Source organism: Bartonella sp. AU18XJBT (genome assembly GCF_028618595.1).
Taxonomy (GTDB): Bacteria; Pseudomonadota; Alphaproteobacteria; order Rhizobiales; family Rhizobiaceae; genus Bartonella.
In genome coordinates, this window is the sequence record NZ_JAQITE010000017.1 from 1 (window position 1) to 19,881 (window position 19,881).

Below are 19,881 nucleotides of genomic sequence, written 5' to 3' on the forward strand. Positions count from 1 at the left end.
AAGAAGCAGAACAAAGAAGACTTGCAGCCCTTATGCGACAAGAAAAACAACAATCCCAACGGATTGATAATGTCTTCAACGCTTATGAAACCTACGGACCACGCAATTGGGCTTACACCGCTCAAGGCTCAAGCGTACTCGAACCCTCCTCCGTTTACGACAATGGCAAAACCACAACATTTACATTTCCAGACAACCAAGAAATCCCTGCCATTTACATCGTCAACAATGACGGTACAGAATCGCTGGTTCCCAAAACCACAAGAGGCAACATGGTGATTGTCCATGCCATTAGCGCACGCTTCACCCTAAGAAAGGGAAAAAACGTCCTATGCGTCTTTAACGAAGCCTATCAACCAAAAGGCACAAATCCAAATACCGGAACAACCTCACCATCTGTTGAACGTAAAGTTGCATCAGATCTTTAAATAAGCGGGAATTGAAGGGGACAACACATGAGTGATAAACCAATCATCGAAGATCGCGGATCTATTGGGGATGGCAAAAACAATAGCGCCAAAACCGCCGGCAAAAAAATAGTTGTCGCAATTGCTTGTATAGGAATCTGCGGCTATGTGCTCTGGAACATCTTATCCACCCCCACAGAACAAAAAGACACCGCAAAAGCTCATAAAAAACAAGAACAAAGCTTTCACAACACCCTAGCTCCTTTAGAGCTCGCCCCCTCTGACCCGCGTGCCAACATAGCGCCAATAACCTTACCACCCCCACAACCACTCGCACCAGAACCCAAAAAAGATGACCCACTACTTGATGCCGCAAGACGTGCCCCTGTTCTCGCTTTTGCCAAAGGCTCTAAATCTGAATTAAAAGACATCGTCAACACTGCTCTAAACCCCCTTGACAAATTCCATGCCCTTGAAAATCTCGCGAATGCGCAAAATTCTCCTGCCCTTCAAAACACACAAAATTTTGCAACCCTTTTAAAACCCACCACAACAGAAGAAACAAAAGCAAAACTCATCGGCAATAGAAACTTTATCATCGCCATGGGAACCTCTATCCCCTGTATCTTAGAAACGGCATTAAACAGCGACCAACCAGGCTTTGCAAGCTGCATAATCAACCGTGATATCCTCTCTGACAATGGGCGCGTTGTTTTGCTTGATAAAGGAACCCAAGTCATTGGAGAATACCGCGGTGGGATAAAACAAGGTCAATCTCGCCTCTTTGTGCTCTGGACAAGAGCCAAAACCCCAACCGGTGTCATCATTCCCCTTGCCTCACCAGCAACGGACACTTTAGGCAGAGCTGGTTTTGATGGCAACATCAACACCCATTGGTGGGAACGCTTTGGCTCTTCCCTTTTACTCACCGTTATTGATGGTGTCACAACAAACCTCACCAATAGAATGCAAAAAAAATCCAATAAAGCAGGTGCAAACAACTCTGCGGGTGGTGGTTTTGAAGGCGCAGACAACATTGGAAAAGATACTGCCACCATTGCCCTTGAAAATCAAATCAACATCCCTCCTACTCTAGAAAAATTTCAAGGCGAACTCGTCAACATCTTTGTAGCAAGAGATCTCGATTTTTCATCTGTCTATAAACTCGTCGTAAAAAGCAAAAGAAACCGCTCTACTCCCAGCTATTCCTTTTTTCATTAAGCCAATAAAGTCACATTATGCCATCAGCAAAAAATGCAGAACGAGCCTCTATCGTTTTAACAAAATTAAAAATCTTAGATGACTTCCTCAATAATGAGAATTTATTTGAAATTGTCATCAATCGCCCCGGCGAAGTAATCGTTGAGGGTCCAGATGGTTGGCAAACCCACATCTTAAAAGAACTAACCTACGGCGAACTAGAAGGAATTGCAAAAGTTGTTGCTGCCTATACAACTCAGAAAATCAGTGTAGAAAACCCGGTTCTCTCCGCAACACTGCCAAACAACGAACGCATACAAATTGTTATGCCTCCAGCTGTTGCAGCCAATACCATTAGCATGACCATTCGTAAACCTTCATCACGCACTTTTTCTCTTGAAAGTTTACATGAAAACAATCTGTTTTCTGTCGCCCAAAACACCAGTTTCACACCCACGCAACAAATGACTGAACGGTTATCCGAACTCTCTGATACAGAAAAAGAGCTAACAGATCTCTTTATCGCTAAAGATTTTTGCACCTTTTTAGAAAGAGCCGTTATTACACAACAAAATATCTTAATATCGGGCAAAACCGGTTCAGGGAAAACAACCCTCTCCAAAGCTTTAATTGCAAAAATCCCTGACTATGAACGAATTCTCACCATTGAAGACACGCCAGAACTTGTCGTTCCGCACGCCAACAAAGTCCAACTCTTTTATTCAAAAGATAACCAAGGCTTAGCAAAAGCAGGCGCAAAAGAACTGCTTGAATCTGGCTTACGCATGCGCCCCGACAGAATCCTTCTACAAGAGCTGCGTGATGGTACAGCCTTTTACTATATCCGTAATGTCAACTCTGGTCACCCAGGCTCCATTACCACCGTCCACGCCTCAACAGCCCTTGCAGCCTTTGAACAAATGACCCTTTTAGTCAAAGAAAGTGACGGTGGTGGTAATTTAGCACGCGATGATATCCGCGGCTTATTAATCTCGATGATAGATGTCATCATCCAATGTAAACGCCTCGAAGGAAAATTTCGTGTAACAGAAATCTATTACGACCCCTTCAAACGCCGTGATGCCTTTTAAAAAAACAATCTAACTAAATAAATCCGAATGCGTCCCTGTACGCTCAAATCGTAATTGATTACCACTAATTTTATAAACTAAAAGCCAATCTGGCTCGATGTGTATATTCCGAAAACCACGCCAACCTGCTCTAAGTGAGTGATCTCTATAACGCAAAGGTAACGGCTCTCTTTTTTGCAATAACAGCATTACTTTTTGATTTTTCTTAAATCTTTTCCACGCTTAGCAACTATTTTAAGGTCGTGCTTAAATTGATTTGAGTGAATGATCTGAAACAATAAATACCTAAATTACAAAACAAATCATTCATATCTTTCGCAAAGTATACATCTTATCCTCTATCACTTTTCTCAAAAGTTTTAAGCGTTTTCGCATGAGGAACATACATATCAAACGGCAATCCTCTTTCATCAACAACTTTAGCTAAAGAAATTCGTATGAAATCAGACATCGTAAGTCTTAAACTTGTTAATATTTCACCGGATTTTTTTAACGCCCTATCTATGCGGGCACGTACAACATCTTTTGAATCTACAGCTACGCTCATAGTAAACCTCCTTTATGCTGTTAAAGCCTTTTTAAGAGCATGATTTACAGCTTTTGGCTCGTTTTCAATGACAGAAAGCAATATCTTAGAAGATGTATCGATAGAATATCATTCCCATTCCCAATCACGCATGCGCCCCACAAAAAACCACAACATACCGAAAATAATATCTATAACCTAATATTTTTTCTGATTTTTTTGACATCAACATTTGCAGGAATATGGACCCCAAATTCAGTATCCGCTTCACCTTTAGCTTTAGACAAGAGCCTCACGAACACTTTGTAATATACGAAATCCTGCTTTATTTGCCTTATCCATTATTATTCTTTTCGATATTCACCGAGGCGCAGTATAAAAATTTTCTTCAACGCATTCCTCTCTGATTTTATCAAATTTCCTCAATCTGATTGACTGTAAACATCTTCGATCAACACCGGAATATTTTGACCACCCAAAAAGGCTATAACCCTATATCTCCCTCTTTTACTCCTTATGCTTTAAAACTTAACGTTCCTTGGCTTCCCTCTCGTACCTTCCATAAAATCACCAGCATCTGGATGAGCAGCAATAAAAGAAACAATATCAAATAATTCTTCAAGCGATATGCCTTCTTCTTTTGCAGAAATTCAATAAGCTGCCGTTTTAATCACGGTTTGCATACATCATTCAATATACGGAAACACCCATAACGATAATGATGTAAATTAAAAGCCACTTTGAAGTGAATGATCAGAAATATCAAATATCCAAATGACGAAACAAATCTTACTTATCTTTAGCAATACATATCTACCCTTATCACTTTTCTCAAAAGTTTTAAGCGTTTCCGCATGAGGAACATACATATCAAACGGCAATCCCTTGTCATCAATAACTTTAGATAAAGAAATTCGTATGAAATCAGACATCGTAAGTCCTAAATTTGCTAATATTTCACTGGATTTTTTTAACGCCCTATCTATGCGGGCACGTACAACATCTTTTGTCACACCCATATTAAACACCTCCTTTGATTACTTCTCTTTTGTCATATGGCTTAATAGGGCTTATACAGCATAAGGCTTTATCCTTGCCCTCACCGTATCATATCTATTGATCTTGCACGCGCTATTACGTTGATTTTCTCCTGTTGTCTCTGTTGCAAAAATTTAACAACCATTTGAAGCTCTTTTATGCAATCTTTATCATGAGACTGTTCTTTGGGGATCACTTTTGATAAATCAAAACCATATTTATAAATGGCATCATGTCCAAAACGTTTATCTAAAGCACTTTGCAACTTTAAAAATTCTTCACTAACCTGCTCTGGTATCTTTGAATAACTATCACGACCAGCTTCAACATTTTTCATAAAAGTCACTGCTTCTTGTGAAAGTGACGGAACCTCTACTTTTAACTGTTCACGCTCCCGTGTAAACCTATCCATATGTGTCTCATAAGAATTCTTATAAAAGGATTGAAGCGATCTCATAGTAGAAACAGCAAGAGGAACATGAGAAAGCGCTTCTTTTCGTTCTTTTCCTGTAGCCTTAAATTTATCGATAAAACGATCTGACCCACGCAGTTCACCCGCTCTATCAGGTGCCCTATCCAAAATATCAGGAAGTTTATCGCCTTTACCTGCTAAAATCGTTTGCTCAATCCTAAGCGCAGCCTCTTGTGGATCTTTATAAATAAATGCTAAACGACTGTTTAACTCCTTAAACATATTAACATAAGATTTTTCATGCCTAAGGGCGTTTAACACCTTCTGTTCTAGATCAGAGTTATCCGTATAAGCCGCAAGGTATGGCGCTTTTTCTGTTGCTTCTAACGTAGCATTAACATCCCTTTGCGATTGCTCAACTTCAAGTTCTTCTTTTTGAAGTCTGCTAAAAGCTGTCTTTTCTCTATCCCAAAGGGTTTCAATCTTCTCTTTTTGTTGTTCTAAGCACTCTTTATTAAGATCAACGCAAAAAGCAATATTTTTGCCAATACCTTGAGAAACATCATCCCTTTTATTTTCTGTAAACTTGATAAGGTTCTTATAAATGAGTGCAGACAGATATTCTGAATTACCAAAATGTGCTTCAATCGACGCACGTGTCATTTCTTGTCGCTCAATACCCTTCCAGTTGATATGATAACCAGCTTCACGAGCAAGTTGCACCATAAATTCACGCTGAGTGCGCCCATTCCCCTCTCGAAACGGATGCAACGCATTCAACTCACCCATGTAATATCCAGCCCTTTGACTAAAGTCATAAGCGCCAAGACCACGCAGATACTGTTCTTTTGCAAGCTTTTGTGTAATCTTCGGTGCATAACTTTCAATCTGATTATAACTAGCAAACATACTATTGCCTTTGGCAATATCCACTAAACGAACTTGTCCCGCCCATTCATAGACGTCACCAAACAGTCTTCTATGGATCTCTTTCATGTAACCCAGATCAAACTCACCACGAATAGGAGTATGTACAAATTCGAAAGATTTTACATAAGAAATCGTAGATTCTACACGTTGCAGTGTGGCTTTGTCTTTAATACCAAGCCGATTATACATCACACCAGTTTCAGGATCAGTGTAAGGATCACCCCTCCCCTTATACTTCTCCACGTTTTATCCGCTCTATATAATCTTTGATAATATCACTTATTTCAAGTTCACCTATAATATAACGCTCTACTTGAGCAACGACTTTTGGATCTGGTTCCAATCCCTCTAAACGTTGACTTGCTAATGCATTTTTAGCAGCAAAGCGACGTCGCTTAATTTCCTCTTCACTCAACATATAAAACCCTCCTTTGCTTACATTTATTATAGCCAAACAGACTATAGAAACAAGATTTTATTGCCTTTCTTTACCGTAGTCACATCTTTTAATTTTGTACGCGCTATCGCATTATTTTGCTCTTCCACATGTCTTTGTTGCAAAAATTTAATCGCCGTTTGAAACTCTTTTATGCATTCTTTATCATGAGACTGTTTTTAAAAAATTGCTTTTGATAAATCATAATTTGTTTGCATAGCAAGCCAAGCACGTGCTGTACTTACACCAGCCATTTCAAGCCTAATAGCAAGATTAGCACTCAGAGCGGCTTTTCCATTTAAAACTCTAGAAGTGCTACATGAGATATACCAAGCCTCTCTGCTGCTTCATTCACGGATAAACCAAGCTCTTTGATCACATCTTCACGCAATAACTCACCGGGATGTGAAGGATTCTTCATCATTGTTTAGACCTCCTTTTTGATGACAATCCAGATAATCGACCATTTCGTCATCTATGCTATCAAAGCGAAATATTACGCGACAATTTCCATTTACAGTAATTGACTAATAATCATTGAAATCACTTTTTAGCAAATGTCATCAAAAAGACGAAAAATTTAAATCATTTGGCGATATAGCACCTTCAAGAACACCTAGAATACACTTTAATTTTTGCGCATGGGCGGTTCTAACCCCTTTAGTCGTGCCAGTATTATAAAAATCTTCAATCCTTTTAGGTTTAAATCCTAAAATCATAAGATACAAAAAACGTTCATTATTTTTATACTACACGGCTTTTTTACTTTATAAACATTAGAACTGTCGTGAAAAAATTGCTCATTCTCATCTCTTTCTCATTATTCTACTCATTATCGGAAAAGTATAAGTTCATAATTAGGAGGCGCTAAACGTAATAGGAGCGCATCATATCCCCAATTGGCAGCTGCACTTAGAAACATAACGACGATATAACCAATGACCATTGCTGTTTGATGTTCATAAGGATCTGCCCCCGCTGTATATCCAACAAAAAGAATGAATAACACTAATAAACTCCCCCCTGCTATAAACTCTGTTAAAATAATAACCGGTTTACGAATAAGTAAAAGAAAAAGGAAAATCAAAAAAAAGACATATTTTTAATATCTTATGTAATATCTTACGAACTATAGAGAACACTCTACGAATTATAGTTATTAGAACTCGATTTTTCTCTTTTTGATTTAATTTATTAGTCGATAGAGTATCCATTACCGTTATTACATCACTCACATAGTTAATAATCACACTCTTTATAATTGCCAAAATCTCGCATTACAATAAGACCTTTATCAAAAGATGATCTGATAATTTTCTCAAAAAATTCAAGATTCCTCAAGTGCAGTCCCCATGCGTACATCATGATGAATAATAACATCCATCAACTCTGTCACGACTGTGTCCAATACTTCTCGTGCATCGCCTTCAGCCATAAGGCGGATAACCGGCTCAGTTCCAGAAGCGCGGATCACCAGCCGTGCCTCTTTTCCCAACCGCTTCTCTGCTTGATCAATGGCCGCTTTGACGGGATTTTTTTTCAAAACATTTTTATTTTTAATCGTTACATTTTTTAAAATTTGCGGTACAGGTTCAAACCGTTTACACAATTGGCTCATAGGACTTTGGCTTTCCTTCATACAGGCTAAAATCTGCAATGCAGCCACCAAGCCATCACCGGTTGTACCAAAATCACTGAGCACGATATGCCCAGAAGCCTCACCACCAACATTATATCCCTTTTGGCGCATGGCATCGACAACATAACGATCTCCAACATTTGTCCTGACAAGGTGCAACCCTTTACTGTGCAAGAAACGCTCCAGTCCAAGATTTGACATAATCGTTGTGACAACACCATTGCGCCGCAATCGTCCCATTTTATGCCAATTTTCAGCAATGACAGCAATCAACTGATCTCCATCAACCGTTTGTGCTTTTTCATCAACAATGAGAACACGATCCCCATCTCCATCAAGAGCAATCCCCACATCAGCACGCACTTCATGCACTTTTCGTTTTAAAGAGCTTAAATCGGTTGATCCACATTTTTTATTAATATTGGTTCCATTGGGCTCATCATGAATAGCAAAAACCTCAGCCCCTAATTCCCATAAAGCACGGGGCGCAGCTTTATAAGCAGCTCCATTGGCACAATCCACAACAATACGCAAAGCATCTAAGCGAACATCACGCGGCAAAGTTCGTTTAGCATATTCAATATAACGATAAATATCCCCCTCAACCCGTTTTGCATAACCAATTTCAGCAGAACTTGCTAAAGACTTTGAAAGATCTGTATCGATTAACTGTTCAATTTTCGCTTCCATATCATCTGAAAGTTTAAAACCATCAGGACCAAAAAGTTTAATTCCATTATCATAGAACGGATTATGAGAAGCAGAAATCATCACCCCAAGATCCGCTCGCAAAGAGCGGCAAAGCATTGCAACAGCAGGTGTTGGCACTGGCCCCAATAAAAAAGCTTCCATCCCCGCAGCAGTCAATCCTGAAACCAAAGCGTTTTCCAACATATAGCCAGATAATCGTGTATCCTTGCCAATCACCACACGATGAGATTGATGTTGTGAGCGGAATAAAACCCCTACAGCCATTCCCACCTTCATGGCAAAATCAGGTGTCATAGGAAATGAATTGGCTTTCCCCCGAATTCCATCTGTACCAAAATATTTTTGCACCATGCCTCTTTCCTTTAATATATAATTCTTCCCTTGGCTTTTTTTAAAACCCTAACAAGCCCCCTTGGTACAATAGTCCCCTCCCCATATAAAATCAGATCATTGATCTAAACCTCCATGCATTTAGACAATCAAGAACCTATTCACCAACGACACATCTAAACCACTCTCAACCAATTATGTTCACACCCTCGCACATAAAAGCAATATTATCCCCTCAAAATACTTTATACATCCCTTGAACATAATCAAAGGATCACCTCATACAGTTACCAAATCCGCAAAGAAACCCAGCACCTAACCTCAAACCTTACACCCCCCCAAGGAAATCTATCGCCTCACCTCATACAGTTGTCAAATCCGTAAAGGAAAATACCATCTCGCCTTGTAACCTTCTAAAGCCGTCATAATACAACGGCTTTGCTTAATTTTTTGCTTCCATATTTTTGCAAATATTACATTAAAGGCGCAAGCTTTGCTTGCGCCTTTCTCAAAGAATTTAAAAGCTTTCCTAAAACATCGTTACTCAAGCGTTATTAAACAGTTTTTATTTTTCTTTATTATCTCCCGCAGTATTGGACTTCTTTTCAGCGTTACTTTTAGAGCGGTTGACTGATTTTGTGGTACCTTTTGTGCTTTGCACTTTTTTCTCAGTCTCATTCGACTGTCCTTCTTTAGACTGAGCCTCCTTAGGCTCAATATTACCGGATTTTGCTGTTTTTTTCCCAACAGTTGCCTCTGCTTTTTCTGCCTTGCCTTTATTGCTCTCTTCTTTATGAGACACTGTTTTAGAGACTGCTTCAGCGTTTTTTGCATCTTCCACTGTTGTCTCTGTATTCATTTTTCCAGTTTTTGGAACAGAAGACTCCCGTGGCGCAGCACCCTCATCTTTCTGAGTGCGTGAAGGAGGCTTTCCTGCAATAACTTCGTTAATTTCAGTTCCCGTTAAAGTCTCATATTCCAACAAACCTTGTGCCAAAGCAAACCATTCTTTTCTTTTTGTTTTTAAAATATTGGTCGCATTTTTATAGGCATCATCAATAAGCTTACGCACTTCCATATCAATCATGCGCGCTGTTTCTTCAGAGACATTTTGTGTTCGCGCAACAGAGTGCCCCAAAAAGACTTCATCTTGGTTATCGCCATAAGCTACATTTCCAAGCAGATCAGAAAATCCCCACCGTGTGATCATTGCGCGTGCTAATTTAGTTGCTTGCTCAATATCAGAAGAAGCACCAGAGGTGATATTTTCCTTTCCAAACTTTAATTCTTCAGCCACACGTCCACCCATCATAATAGCCAAACGAGAAATCATCCACCGATAACTCATAGAATAGCGATCACCTTCAGGCAATTGCATCACCATTCCCAATGCTCTTCCCCTTGGAACGATTGTTGCTTTGTGGACAGGATCAGCAGCCGGCACATTAAGAGCCACAATAGCATGCCCTGCTTCGTGATACGCAGTGAGTTCTTTTTCCTCTTGTGTCATAGCGGTTGAACGACGTTCAGCCCCCATCATCACTTTATCTTTAGCATCTTCGAATTCTTGCATCGTGACAACTCTTTTATTACGGCTCGCAGCCATAAGAGCAGCTTCATTGACCAGATTCATCAGGTCCGCACCGGAAAATCCTGGTGTTCCCCTTGCCAAAATTTTTAAGTCAACGTTAGGCGCTAAAGGCACGTTGCGCACATGCACTTTCAAAATTTGTTCACGCCCAGAAACATCAGGGTTTGGCACAACAACTTGTCGGTCGAAACGTCCTGGTCTTAACAAAGCGGGATCAAGCACATCAGGACGGTTTGTTGCAGCAATGAGAATAATACTTTCATTGGGCTCAAACCCATCCATTTCGACAAGCAACTGATTTAAGGTCTGTTCACGTTCATCATTTCCACCACCAAGTCCAGCCCCCCGATGACGTCCAACAGCATCGATTTCATCAATAAAGATAATACAAGGTGCATTTTTTTTAGCTTGTTCGAACATATCGCGCACACGGCTGGCCCCAACACCAACAAACATTTCCACAAAATCAGACCCTGAAATGGTAAAGAATGGCACATTGGCTTCACCTGCCACAGAACGTGCGAGCAAAGTTTTACCAGTTCCTGGAGGACCAACAAGCAAAACACCACGTGGAATACGCCCCCCTAAGCGTTGAAATTTTTGTGGTTCACGTAAAAATTCAACAATTTCTTGCAGATCTTGCTTTGCTTCTTCAACGCCAGCAACATCTTTAAAGGTAACACGTCCTTGCGCTTCATTAAGCAATTTTGCTTTTGATTTCCCAAATCCCATTGCACCACGTGATCCATTTTGCATTTGCCGCATAAAAAAGACCCACGCCCCCACGATAATAATAACAGGTAATAAGGAAAAGAGGAGATTAAGGAAAATGCTATTTCCAGAGCTTTCAGGAATAGCTTTAACATTGACATTTTTGCTTTCCAATTTTTGTATCAAACCTGGATCGCGAGGAGCATAGGTTGAAATAGTTCTATGTTCAATGGTTTGTCCTGTTAATTTTTGACCTTGAATGGTCACAGATTTCAACTCATTATTCTCAACTTTTTGCAAAAATTCAGAATAAGAGACTTCTCCACCACCAGAACGCTGACTATCTCCATTAAAGAAAGAAAACGACACAATCAAAATCAAGGCAATAACTCCCCAAATAAGGAGAGAGCGGTAATTGGAATTCATATTCAGCCCACTTAATCAAATATAGATTTCAAACAGTTCCTCTTAACATATAACCTTGTCAGCCCCTTGCCAAGAGATGAGAAGCTGTTTATTTTCTTTTAGAGTAATTTTCCTTTATCTTTTCACCTTAATATTAAAAAAAGGTTCCACAACATTTACCAAGGAAGCATCTTCTCGTGAGGAAAGCCAATCGAAAGGTGCCATAATACGCTTGATGATAACATGTTTATGAACAACTGCTTGAGAAATCAACTCTGGAATATCATACCCTTTGTGATTTGAGATCATCAGTAGCGATTGTAAAGAGGGAAAATGAGGCTTTGCAAGCTCAAAATCACTATTTTTCAATAAAAATTTCAGCTGTTCTAAATTTGCGGCTCCAACCTTTATAGCCTCAGATCCATGATTTATGATTTGATAACGCCCATCCCATATAAAAGTTTTATCTGGCTCAACGATAGCCTCTTTCATATTTCGCCTTTCACGCCACAAAGAAATTCCTTGCTTGTTATATTCAATAACAGATCCCGCATAAGTAAAACGCTTCTTTTCTGGAGAATCGAGACAGAGTTTTTGAACAAGCATGCTTAATTTCTGATTGGGCAGCAAATAAAATCCCCCTCCCATCAACACAGCAAAAAGCCCCACCACGAAAGGAAAACCGGAATGTTTCTGTAAAAATAGCGCAGGCTTTGCTATGAAACAACGCCCATGTTGAACAGTAATATCCAGCGCTAAGATCAAATCAGCAATATTTTTCGCTTGTTGACGACGCCGCAATGCGGCTTCATTTATTTTGTGAGCAATATAAGCCAATTTTTGTGGAGAAAGAGATTGACGCACGCGTACACGTTCAAAATTGCGATCTTCATTGGTTGGATCATCAATCCATGTTTGTCCTTGTAAGCGTAAATAATTTCGTAATGTTTGGCGTTTTACACCAAGGAGTGGACGAATCAAACGCACTTTTCTATGCAACAACGCCTCACGCGGAATACAGGACAAACCACGCTCATATAGGAAACCATCGTTTTTTTCGGCAATATTTTTTCTTGTTTCTCTGGCATGATTCTCATCACGCATACCCTCGGCTTCACCACGCATGGCACTGGTAAAACCACTGGCATAAACCTCATCATGCAGAGCACCAACGTTACCGTGCAAAGCACCCAAAAAACCGCCCACAGAAACTCCATCACGCATGGTACCAACTTCACCGTACACCGCACCTCTATTCTTTTGGAGACGTTGATAACGCATTTGATAGGTTTCAACCTGATCATTGAGTGTATGGCCCGTCATAATAACTGATGCGCCTTGTTTTTGTGCTTCTTTAACCAAGAGATCATAGCGTGCAACACGAGCACTGGAAGCAATATGCGTCTTTGGTTTTTCACCTTCCCACCGCACAGCGATATGTTGAATTTGATGAACTTGACAAATTTTCGCAACAGTTTCTGCTTCACGCGTCGATTCTTTACGCAATTGATGATCAACTGTGACAACAATCATTTCTGGAGGAACTGAGAGAGTTTCCAAATGCTCTTTGACCAAAAACATCAAAGCCAAAGAATCACTTCCCCCTGAGACGGCAAGAATCAACTTCTGACATTGAATAAAATCCGATGTTTTAAAGAGATTTCTTGCCAGTCTAACGCACACCGAAAACGACCTCGCTATTTATTTTGCAGGTTTACAAAAAATAGACTCTAATGTTTTTTGACGTTTTGAATTTTTCACAAAATGAGCACAATCGTCTTTATTTGGCTCAAGAGCAACCATACTTCTTGCTAACTTCAGCAAAATCTCGGAGGTATAGAGCTTCTTTTTATCTGCATACCATGCGGTAAGATAAACTTGTGCTGCTTCATGATAGCGTTTTTGTCCCAACAAAGATTCGGCCAACCAAAATAAAGCATCATCACTCAAAGAATCTTTTTTGTAACGATTTTGAAAAGCGCAAAAGCTTTTTTCAGCATCAACATAGTTGGCAGAACGAATAAAATCATACCCTTCCTTATACAAAGCTTTAGAAGAAGAAAGATTGTCACTCTGATGTGCTTCAATTGGAGCACTTACTTCATGCGCTTTGTTAAAATGTTGAGTGTTTTCAGGATTATGGCTCTCCACTTTAGCTTCCACAGCAGCAACCTTTGTCTGATCACCCGCACTATGGTCCTGCTCCGTCTCTTTTTTTACAGTTTGAGATTTTTCATCCACAGCGGACTTTTCAAAAGAACAAGAATAAACAGAAGAGTCTTTTGTATCAAAAAGCCCATGAAACTGCTTGTTAACATTTTTTAGATTGTTATGCTCAAGCACCATTCGTAGCTTATGCAAAAGCTTATCTAAATCATAATCTTTAAATAAAACCTGTTGATTCTCTAAAATAATCCCTTGGTGTTCCGCAACACTAGCGGCTTTTTCCACCACGCTAGACGCTGCTTTATCAGCTGCTTCAGGCGCGTCCTTCACAGCATCGACAGCCTTATTAACTGCAACAGTGGCTTTTTCCTCCACGCTAGATGCTGCTTTATCAGCTGCTTCAGGTGCATCCTTCACAGCATCGACAGCCTTATTAACTGCATCAGTGGCTTTTTCCTCCACGCTAGATGCTGCTTTATCAGCTGCTTCAGGCGCATCCTTCACAGCATCAACAACCTTTTCAACTGCATCAGTGGCTTTTTCCTCCACGCTAGATGCTGCTTTATCAGCTGCTTCAGGCGCATCCTTCACAGCATCAACAACCTTTTCAACTGCATCAGTGGCTTTTTCCACCACGCTAGATGCTGCTTTATCAGCTGCTTCAGGCGCGTCCTTCACAGCATCGACAGCCTTATTAACAGCATCAGCGGCTTTTTCCACCACGCTAGACGCTGCTTTATCAGCTGCTTCAGGTGCTGTCTTCACAGCATCAGTTGCCTTTTCAACTGCATCAGTGGCTTTTTCCTCCACGCTAGACGCTGCTTTATCAGCTGCTTCAGGCGCTGTCTTCACAGCATCAACAACCTTTTCAACTGCATCAGTGGCTTTTTCCTCCACGCTAGACGCTGCTTTATCAGCTGCTTCAGGTGCATCCTTCACAGCATCGACAGCCTTTTCAACTGCATCAGTGGCTTTTTCCACCGCGCTAGATGCTGCTTTATCAGCTGCTTCAGGTGCATCCTTCACAGCATCGACAGCCTTTTCAACTGCATCAGTAGCTTTTTCCACCGCGCTAGATGCTGCTTTATCAGCTGCTTCAGGCGCGTTCTTCACTGCATCAGATGCCTTATCAACTGCATCAACTTTATCCGTATCATGTGCAGGATATTCGGAAGCCTTTCGTGCCGCACTTTGAACAAGTGAAGTAGAACAAGCTATGAAAACCCCCATATAAAAGAGTGTTTTCCAATTGATTTTACGATACATTCTTTTTTCCCCTTAAGAGCTTATTGAATAGTTGAAACAAACAATCTCCTTTTTAATGACTATTCATGTCACTCAACGTTGTCACAGCACGTCGATTTTGATTCCAACAAGAAATATCATCACAGACCGCTACAGGTCTTTCTTTTCCGTAAGAAATTGTTTGAATCCGTTGTTCAGACACACCTAGAGACACCAAATAGTTTCGCACAGCAACAGCACGGCGCTGTCCAAGTGCCAAGTTATATTCACGTGTTCCCCTGTCATCAGCATGACCTTCGATCATAATAGAATAATAAGGATAATGAAGCAACCATTCTGCTTGGCGCGTTAAAATACGTTCGGCATCAGCATCAAGTGAAGAAGAATCGAGACTAAAAAATACGCGATCACCCACATTAACCGTAAATTCTTGTCCTGAACCTGGTGACACCTGATTCAAACCAGCATCATTCATATAAACGCCATTCATACCGTTAAGTGCACCAACATTTTTTTTACCACACCCACCCAAGCATAGTGAGAAAAAAAAGAAGATAGCTAAGGAATGAGAGAAGTTTTTTTTGGTAGAGCGCATAGTCCGTTTCTCCTTGAGTGGCGTAAAGAAGGATAAATTCTTAAAAACATTTTCAAGAATAACCGTTAATTCCTAATGAAGATGAAATTTTTCTGTTTTTTTGGTCATTATTTTTATTTTTGAGTCTCTGCCAATTTTTCTTCTTTTCAGCTGTTCCTCTCACATTGCCATAAGAAATGTTTCCCTTATGCATCTGGTTTTCTATGCATCATCTTGATCTTGACGACTTTTTTGCAGTGCGTTCAGCTTTGCAAAAACTTTATCAGCGTCAAAAGTCTTATGCAGATTTTCTTCACTCTCATTTTCCTCTAGAGCAGCGTTTTCCGTCACAGAAGCCGGAAGCAACGACCTATCTTCTTCTGCAGCAACAGGACGATTTTTCGCCGCACGCTGGAGCTCAAAATCTAAATCGATTTGCGAACACAAACCAAGTCCTACAGGATCAAGAGGAACCAAATTTGCACTATTCCAATGGGTTCTAAGGCGGATTTGTTCAATTGTCGCTTTTGTTGTCCCAATCAACCGTGCAATTTGTGCATCTTTCAATTCGGGATGATTTGTGACCAACCATAGGATACCATTAGGACGATCTTGACGTCGAGAAAGAGGGATATAGCGCGCCCCTTTACGTTTTTTTTCAGGAATATGCACCCTAGATTGAGAAATTTTTAAGCGTGCGTTTTGATCAGCCTCCACCCGTGCAATTTCACTGCGCGTCAATTGCCCAGAACTAATTGGATCTAAACCTTTAATACCATAAGCTGCATCACCATCGGCGATAGCTTTTACTTCCAAGACATGCAATTTACAAAATTCTGCAATCTGATCAAAAGAAAGAGCTGTATTATCAACCAACCAAACAGCTGTTGCTTTGGGCATCAAAAGTTGCGTTGCCATTTTTATAAATCCTCTTCTGCGCCTCTTCTATGAGGCCGGTTACCGCCCACTCAAGAGCACTGAAACTTTTTATATGTTACTAGGTCTCTCCAACCACTCCTAAAACAAAGCGAAGTATGGAATAAACCATTTTGCTATGAGATTACATTCTGTTATAGCGTTATTTTTGCTTAACGACAAGAGATCTCTCTTGTAATGATCCTCAACTAAGGTCTCTTTACCTTTAAGATGAATTTTCTTATAAAGGGTTTATTCGATTATTTCACCTCATGCTGTGGCACATTTATTCTGGTGGGATGCATGCTTTATCGCCTTAAATTCTAAAGAGTATCCAACTGGAAAGAAAGCCCTCAAATAGGAAGGAAAACTATGGCAGGCCATTCACAATTTAAAAATATTATGCACCGTAAAGGGCGTCAAGATGCAATGCGCTCGAAAATATTTTCTAAGCTTGCGCGCGAAATTACCGTAGCAGCAAAACAAGGTGCTCCTGATCCAGCCATGAATCCCCGTTTAAGGCTGGCTGTTCAAAATGCCAAAGCACAATCGATGCCGAAAGATAATATTGAACGCGCGATTAAAAAAGCTTCAAGCACCGATGTCGAAAATTATGATGAAGTACGCTATGAGGGCTATGGACCAGGCGGCGTTGCCGTCATTGTTGAAGCTTTAACCGATAACCGCAACCGGACCGCTTCAAATGTGCGCGCCGCCTTCACAAAATCAGGAGGAGCCCTAGGAGAAACAGGATCGGTCAGTTTCATGTTTAATCGGATTGGTGAAATAATCTATAAGCCAGAAGCAGGAACAGCCGATAACATCATGGATGCAGCGATTGAAGCCGGTGCCGAAGATGTGCAATCAGAAGAAACCGGACATCATATTACCTGCGCATTTGAAGATATTGGTGAAGTTTCCAAAACTCTAGAGGCAAAACTTGGTGAAGCAGAATCGATTAAAACGATTTGGAAAGCCACCACCCTTGCACCAATAGATGAAGAAAAAGCTTTGTCCGTTTTACGACTGATTTCAACATTAGAAGAAGATGATGATGTACAAAATGTTTATGCCAATTTTGATGTCAGCGATGAGATTTTGGCAAAATTATCTGTATAATTCCCACCATTTGCATAAGCCCTCTCTTCATTCATGAGGGCTTCAAAAGCATCTGTCAGCTCTCCTCTTTATCTGCACATATAAAAGCCCCGCGTCAATAGCGGGGACCAACCATTGGTACAACAAGAAAACCGCCATTAATTCTAGAAAACATAACCAAAAAAGAAAGCATACAAAACTCTGTAGCCTCACGCCTTTCTTACATGCCCCAAAGATTATCCCTATAGCCCCTCTATTCGATCTTTTTGTTCTTTAAGATTAACCTCCCCACCTTCAAGGAATGAAGATGATCTGATCTGTAAATAATTCGGATTTTCTTAACGTTCTTCTATAACGAATCACCCTTGAAATTCACTTGAAACTTAAGGAGCAAAAAATACACACTTCCCTAAATATTCGCCACGCACTTAAAAAACACTTAAAATATATCAAGGAGTTTTATATGCCTTATATCCCCACATCTCAAATGACAGTATTTTACAATATCACAGATATAAAATAAGCAAATGGAAAGCCAGAGCGGATTGTTTAGCAAAGTATTGTACAAAAAGCCGGTATATTTCTCTAAGCCATGCGAATAAATTTTTGACTTTATGGCATTAACTTTATGGCATCGTATGTTTCATAAAATATCATATGTTTCATAAAATTATGTCATTTATCTTAAAAATCTGTCCTTTTTCTATTACCGATCAACCAATATTCAGACCTAAAACAACAGCGCACTTGAATAAGACACATCACAGAGCAACAGAAAAAACACTCTTGGAGTCCAAACTCTTCGCAAACCAAATCGAAAAGGAAGTTTAAATATATATAGCAACACTTTGAATAAAAAGTTGAAATCTAGAGACCTCAGAATTTTTGACTCTATTTTTTCAAGGAATTATTTTTGAATTTTTTTAAGCATTTTCCCCCAAGGAAATTCCATTATCGATAAACAACCGTAGATAATGGATGAAATCTACATAACTCTCCATGCTCACTATAATCAGTTCCTTCTTTTAAAGAATGAAAAACAATTGAGATTGTGTAAACTTGAGACTGTATAGACCATATTCCTTCTATGTTCTGTTTTTAAGCATTTTGTTTTACTGTATATTGAGCAAAGGCGACCATGCTGGATCCGAAGCATCATTGGGTGTAGGGAGTTGTCGTTCATTGCGTCCTGTAATGTCAATCGTATAAATTTTGGGTCCCATACCGGGATTTTTTCGAAAAAACATCAGCACACGACCATTGGGTGCCCAAGTTGGTCCTTCATTGTGAAAACCTGTGGTTAAAATTCGTTCTCCTTGTCCATCAGGGCGCATAACACCGATAGAAAATTGTCCGCTTAATTGTTTTGTAAAGGCAATATAATCACCCCGTGGTGACCAAATAGGTGTCGAATAACTCCCTTCATTTGAAGAAATACGCTGAATATCACTTCCATCCGCATTCATTTTATAGATTTGCGGCTTTCCACTACGATCTGAGGAAAAGACGATTTGTTTTCCATCCGGTGAATAAGAAGCAGAAGTATCGATAGCAGAAGTTGTTGTAAGTCGCGTCATCGTACGGGTTCGTAAATCCATGGTGTAAAGATTTGCACTGCCATCATTTTGTAACAAACTCATGATGACCTTTTGTCCATCAGAAGAAAAACGCGGAGCAATTGTCATGTTATTAAACGTTCCGATCAACTCTCTTTGTCCCATTTCAATTTGTTGAAGATAAACATGAGGAACTTGATTGTCCTCATAAGCCATATAGGTCATTTCTTGTCTTTTTGGGGAAAACCGCGGTGTAAGCACCAATTCACTTCCATCAGACATATAAATCAAATTTGCGCCATCTTGATCCATCATTGCTAAGCGCTTAATGCGTGCATTTTGGGGGCCTGTTTCATCGATAAAAACAATTCGTGTATCAAAATAACCACTTTCTCCTGTCATCTCGCTATAGATCTCATCTGCGATCATATGTGCCACACGCCGCCAACGTTCTGTCGCGGTATAAAAACGCCGTCCTTTCAATTGTCTTTGTCCAAAAACATCCCATAAACGAAAATCGACCCTCAAACGTCCATCGATTTCTCTCATGACTTGCCCCGTAACTAAACCTTGCGCTTTTATTTTCTGCCAAGACGCAAAATGCGGTTGTTTATTAGGATTAGAAATGTTTTCAAAAAAGTTTGTTTTATCAAGCGGTAAAAAAAGCCCCGACCGTTCAAGATCAGCTGTCACCACAGCAGATATTTTCAACCCAATCGAATCGTTGGAAATAAAGTCTGTAATTGCAATGGGAATGGGATTAAAATCAGCGCTTGAAATAGTTCCTTTCAATTGCGCATAACCCGATGAAATACTTGAAAGCCACAATCCACAAGTGACAATAAACCAAGCAAAAACTTTATGTCTCGTTATAGTCGTCATAGAATGTGTCCTTTCGTT

At 40.0% G+C, this 19,881-nt stretch carries 18 protein-coding genes and 1 pseudogene; 4 read left to right on the top strand and 15 right to left on the bottom strand.

All coding sequences use genetic code 11. The annotated features are described in order from the left end of the window. The 3 genes from PVV60_RS05955 to virB11 form a co-directional block, all read left to right on the top strand. Positions 1-428, top strand: a 428-nt coding sequence (locus PVV60_RS05955) for a TrbG/VirB9 family P-type conjugative transfer protein (RefSeq protein ID WP_273723794.1), incomplete at its 5' end; no start/stop codon positions are given. Positions 429-455: 27 nt separating this feature from the next. Further along, positions 456-1,628, top strand: a complete 1,173-nt coding sequence (virB10, locus tag PVV60_RS05960; protein ID WP_273723795.1) for a type IV secretion system protein VirB10 — start codon at positions 456-458, stop codon at positions 1,626-1,628. 17 nt (positions 1,629-1,645) lie between these two features. Then, positions 1,646-2,698, top strand: coding sequence for a P-type DNA transfer ATPase VirB11 (virB11, locus tag PVV60_RS05965; protein WP_273723796.1), 1,053 nt, complete (start codon positions 1,646-1,648; stop codon positions 2,696-2,698). Positions 2,699-2,707: 9 nt separating this feature from the next. Here the strand turns inward: virB11 and PVV60_RS05970 are convergent, their stop codons facing one another. From PVV60_RS05970 to PVV60_RS06035, 14 genes and pseudogenes are all read right to left on the bottom strand, one after another. Continuing rightward, the gene (locus tag PVV60_RS05970; RefSeq protein WP_273723797.1) at positions 2,708-2,887 is read right to left on the bottom strand and encodes a type II toxin-antitoxin system YafQ family toxin; all 180 of its coding nucleotides are present in this window, start codon (positions 2,885-2,887) and stop codon (positions 2,708-2,710) included. Between the two features lie 142 nt (positions 2,888-3,029). Beyond that, the gene (locus PVV60_RS05975; RefSeq protein WP_273723798.1) at positions 3,030-3,245 is read right to left on the bottom strand and encodes a type II toxin-antitoxin system RelB/DinJ family antitoxin; all 216 of its coding nucleotides are present in this window, start codon (positions 3,243-3,245) and stop codon (positions 3,030-3,032) included. Between the two features lie 707 nt (positions 3,246-3,952). Next, positions 3,953-4,243, bottom strand: coding sequence for a type II toxin-antitoxin system RelB/DinJ family antitoxin (locus tag PVV60_RS05980; protein ID WP_273723799.1), 291 nt, complete (start codon positions 4,241-4,243; stop codon positions 3,953-3,955). An 80-nt stretch (positions 4,244-4,323) separates the two neighbouring features. Then, a complete protein-coding gene (gene vbhT, locus PVV60_RS05985; protein WP_273723800.1) occupies positions 4,324-5,847 on the bottom strand; it encodes a type II toxin-antitoxin system protein adenylyltransferase VbhT in 1,524 nt (507 codons plus the stop codon). Beyond that, the gene (locus tag PVV60_RS05990; RefSeq protein WP_273723801.1) at positions 5,834-6,022 is read right to left on the bottom strand and encodes an antitoxin VbhA family protein; all 189 of its coding nucleotides are present in this window, start codon (positions 6,020-6,022) and stop codon (positions 5,834-5,836) included. Before PVV60_RS05990 ends, vbhT begins: the two co-directional genes overlap by 14 nt. A 197-nt stretch (positions 6,023-6,219) precedes the next feature. Next, a pseudogene (locus PVV60_RS05995) lies at positions 6,220-6,464 on the bottom strand (HigA family addiction module antitoxin). Positions 6,465-6,872: 408 nt separating this feature from the next. Next, positions 6,873-7,049: a hypothetical protein gene (locus tag PVV60_RS06000; protein ID WP_273723802.1), complete on the bottom strand. Its 177-nt coding sequence runs from the start codon at positions 7,047-7,049 to the stop codon at positions 6,873-6,875. 318 nt (positions 7,050-7,367) lie between these two features. Then, positions 7,368-8,741: a phosphoglucosamine mutase gene (gene glmM / locus PVV60_RS06005; protein ID WP_273723803.1), complete on the bottom strand. Its 1,374-nt coding sequence runs from the start codon at positions 8,739-8,741 to the stop codon at positions 7,368-7,370. A gap of 544 nt (positions 8,742-9,285) precedes the next feature. Continuing rightward, positions 9,286-11,448, bottom strand: a complete 2,163-nt coding sequence (ftsH, locus tag PVV60_RS06010; protein ID WP_273723804.1) for an ATP-dependent zinc metalloprotease FtsH — start codon at positions 11,446-11,448, stop codon at positions 9,286-9,288. 114 nt (positions 11,449-11,562) lie between these two features. Beyond that, on the bottom strand, positions 11,563-13,110 hold the full coding sequence (tilS, locus tag PVV60_RS06015; protein ID WP_273723805.1) for a tRNA lysidine(34) synthetase TilS: 1,548 nt from the start codon (positions 13,108-13,110) through the stop codon (positions 11,563-11,565). A gap of 18 nt (positions 13,111-13,128) precedes the next feature. After that, a complete protein-coding gene (locus PVV60_RS06020) occupies positions 13,129-14,859 on the bottom strand; it encodes a tol-pal system protein (protein ID WP_273723806.1) in 1,731 nt (576 codons plus the stop codon). 52 nt (positions 14,860-14,911) lie between these two features. Beyond that, positions 14,912-15,433 carry a peptidoglycan-associated lipoprotein Pal gene (gene pal, locus PVV60_RS06025; protein ID WP_273723807.1) on the bottom strand — a complete coding sequence of 174 codons (522 nt, stop codon included), beginning with the start codon at positions 15,431-15,433 and terminating at the stop codon, positions 14,912-14,914. Positions 15,434-15,485: 52 nt separating this feature from the next. After that, positions 15,486-15,626, bottom strand: coding sequence for a hypothetical protein (locus PVV60_RS06030; RefSeq protein ID WP_273723808.1), 141 nt, complete (start codon positions 15,624-15,626; stop codon positions 15,486-15,488). Between the two features lie 8 nt (positions 15,627-15,634). Beyond that, the gene (locus PVV60_RS06035; RefSeq protein WP_273723809.1) at positions 15,635-16,330 is read right to left on the bottom strand and encodes a DUF1013 domain-containing protein; all 696 of its coding nucleotides are present in this window, start codon (positions 16,328-16,330) and stop codon (positions 15,635-15,637) included. Between the two features lie 369 nt (positions 16,331-16,699). Between PVV60_RS06035 and PVV60_RS06040 the strand changes: the two genes are divergently transcribed. Beyond that, complete coding sequence (locus PVV60_RS06040; RefSeq protein ID WP_273723810.1) at positions 16,700-17,446, top strand: YebC/PmpR family DNA-binding transcriptional regulator; 747 nt, start codon at positions 16,700-16,702, stop codon at positions 17,444-17,446. 1,091 nt (positions 17,447-18,537) lie between these two features. Here the strand turns inward: PVV60_RS06040 and tolB are convergent. Continuing rightward, positions 18,538-19,863, bottom strand: coding sequence for a Tol-Pal system beta propeller repeat protein TolB (gene tolB, locus PVV60_RS06045; protein WP_273723811.1), 1,326 nt, complete (start codon positions 19,861-19,863; stop codon positions 18,538-18,540). Between the last annotated feature and the right edge of the window lie 18 nt (positions 19,864-19,881).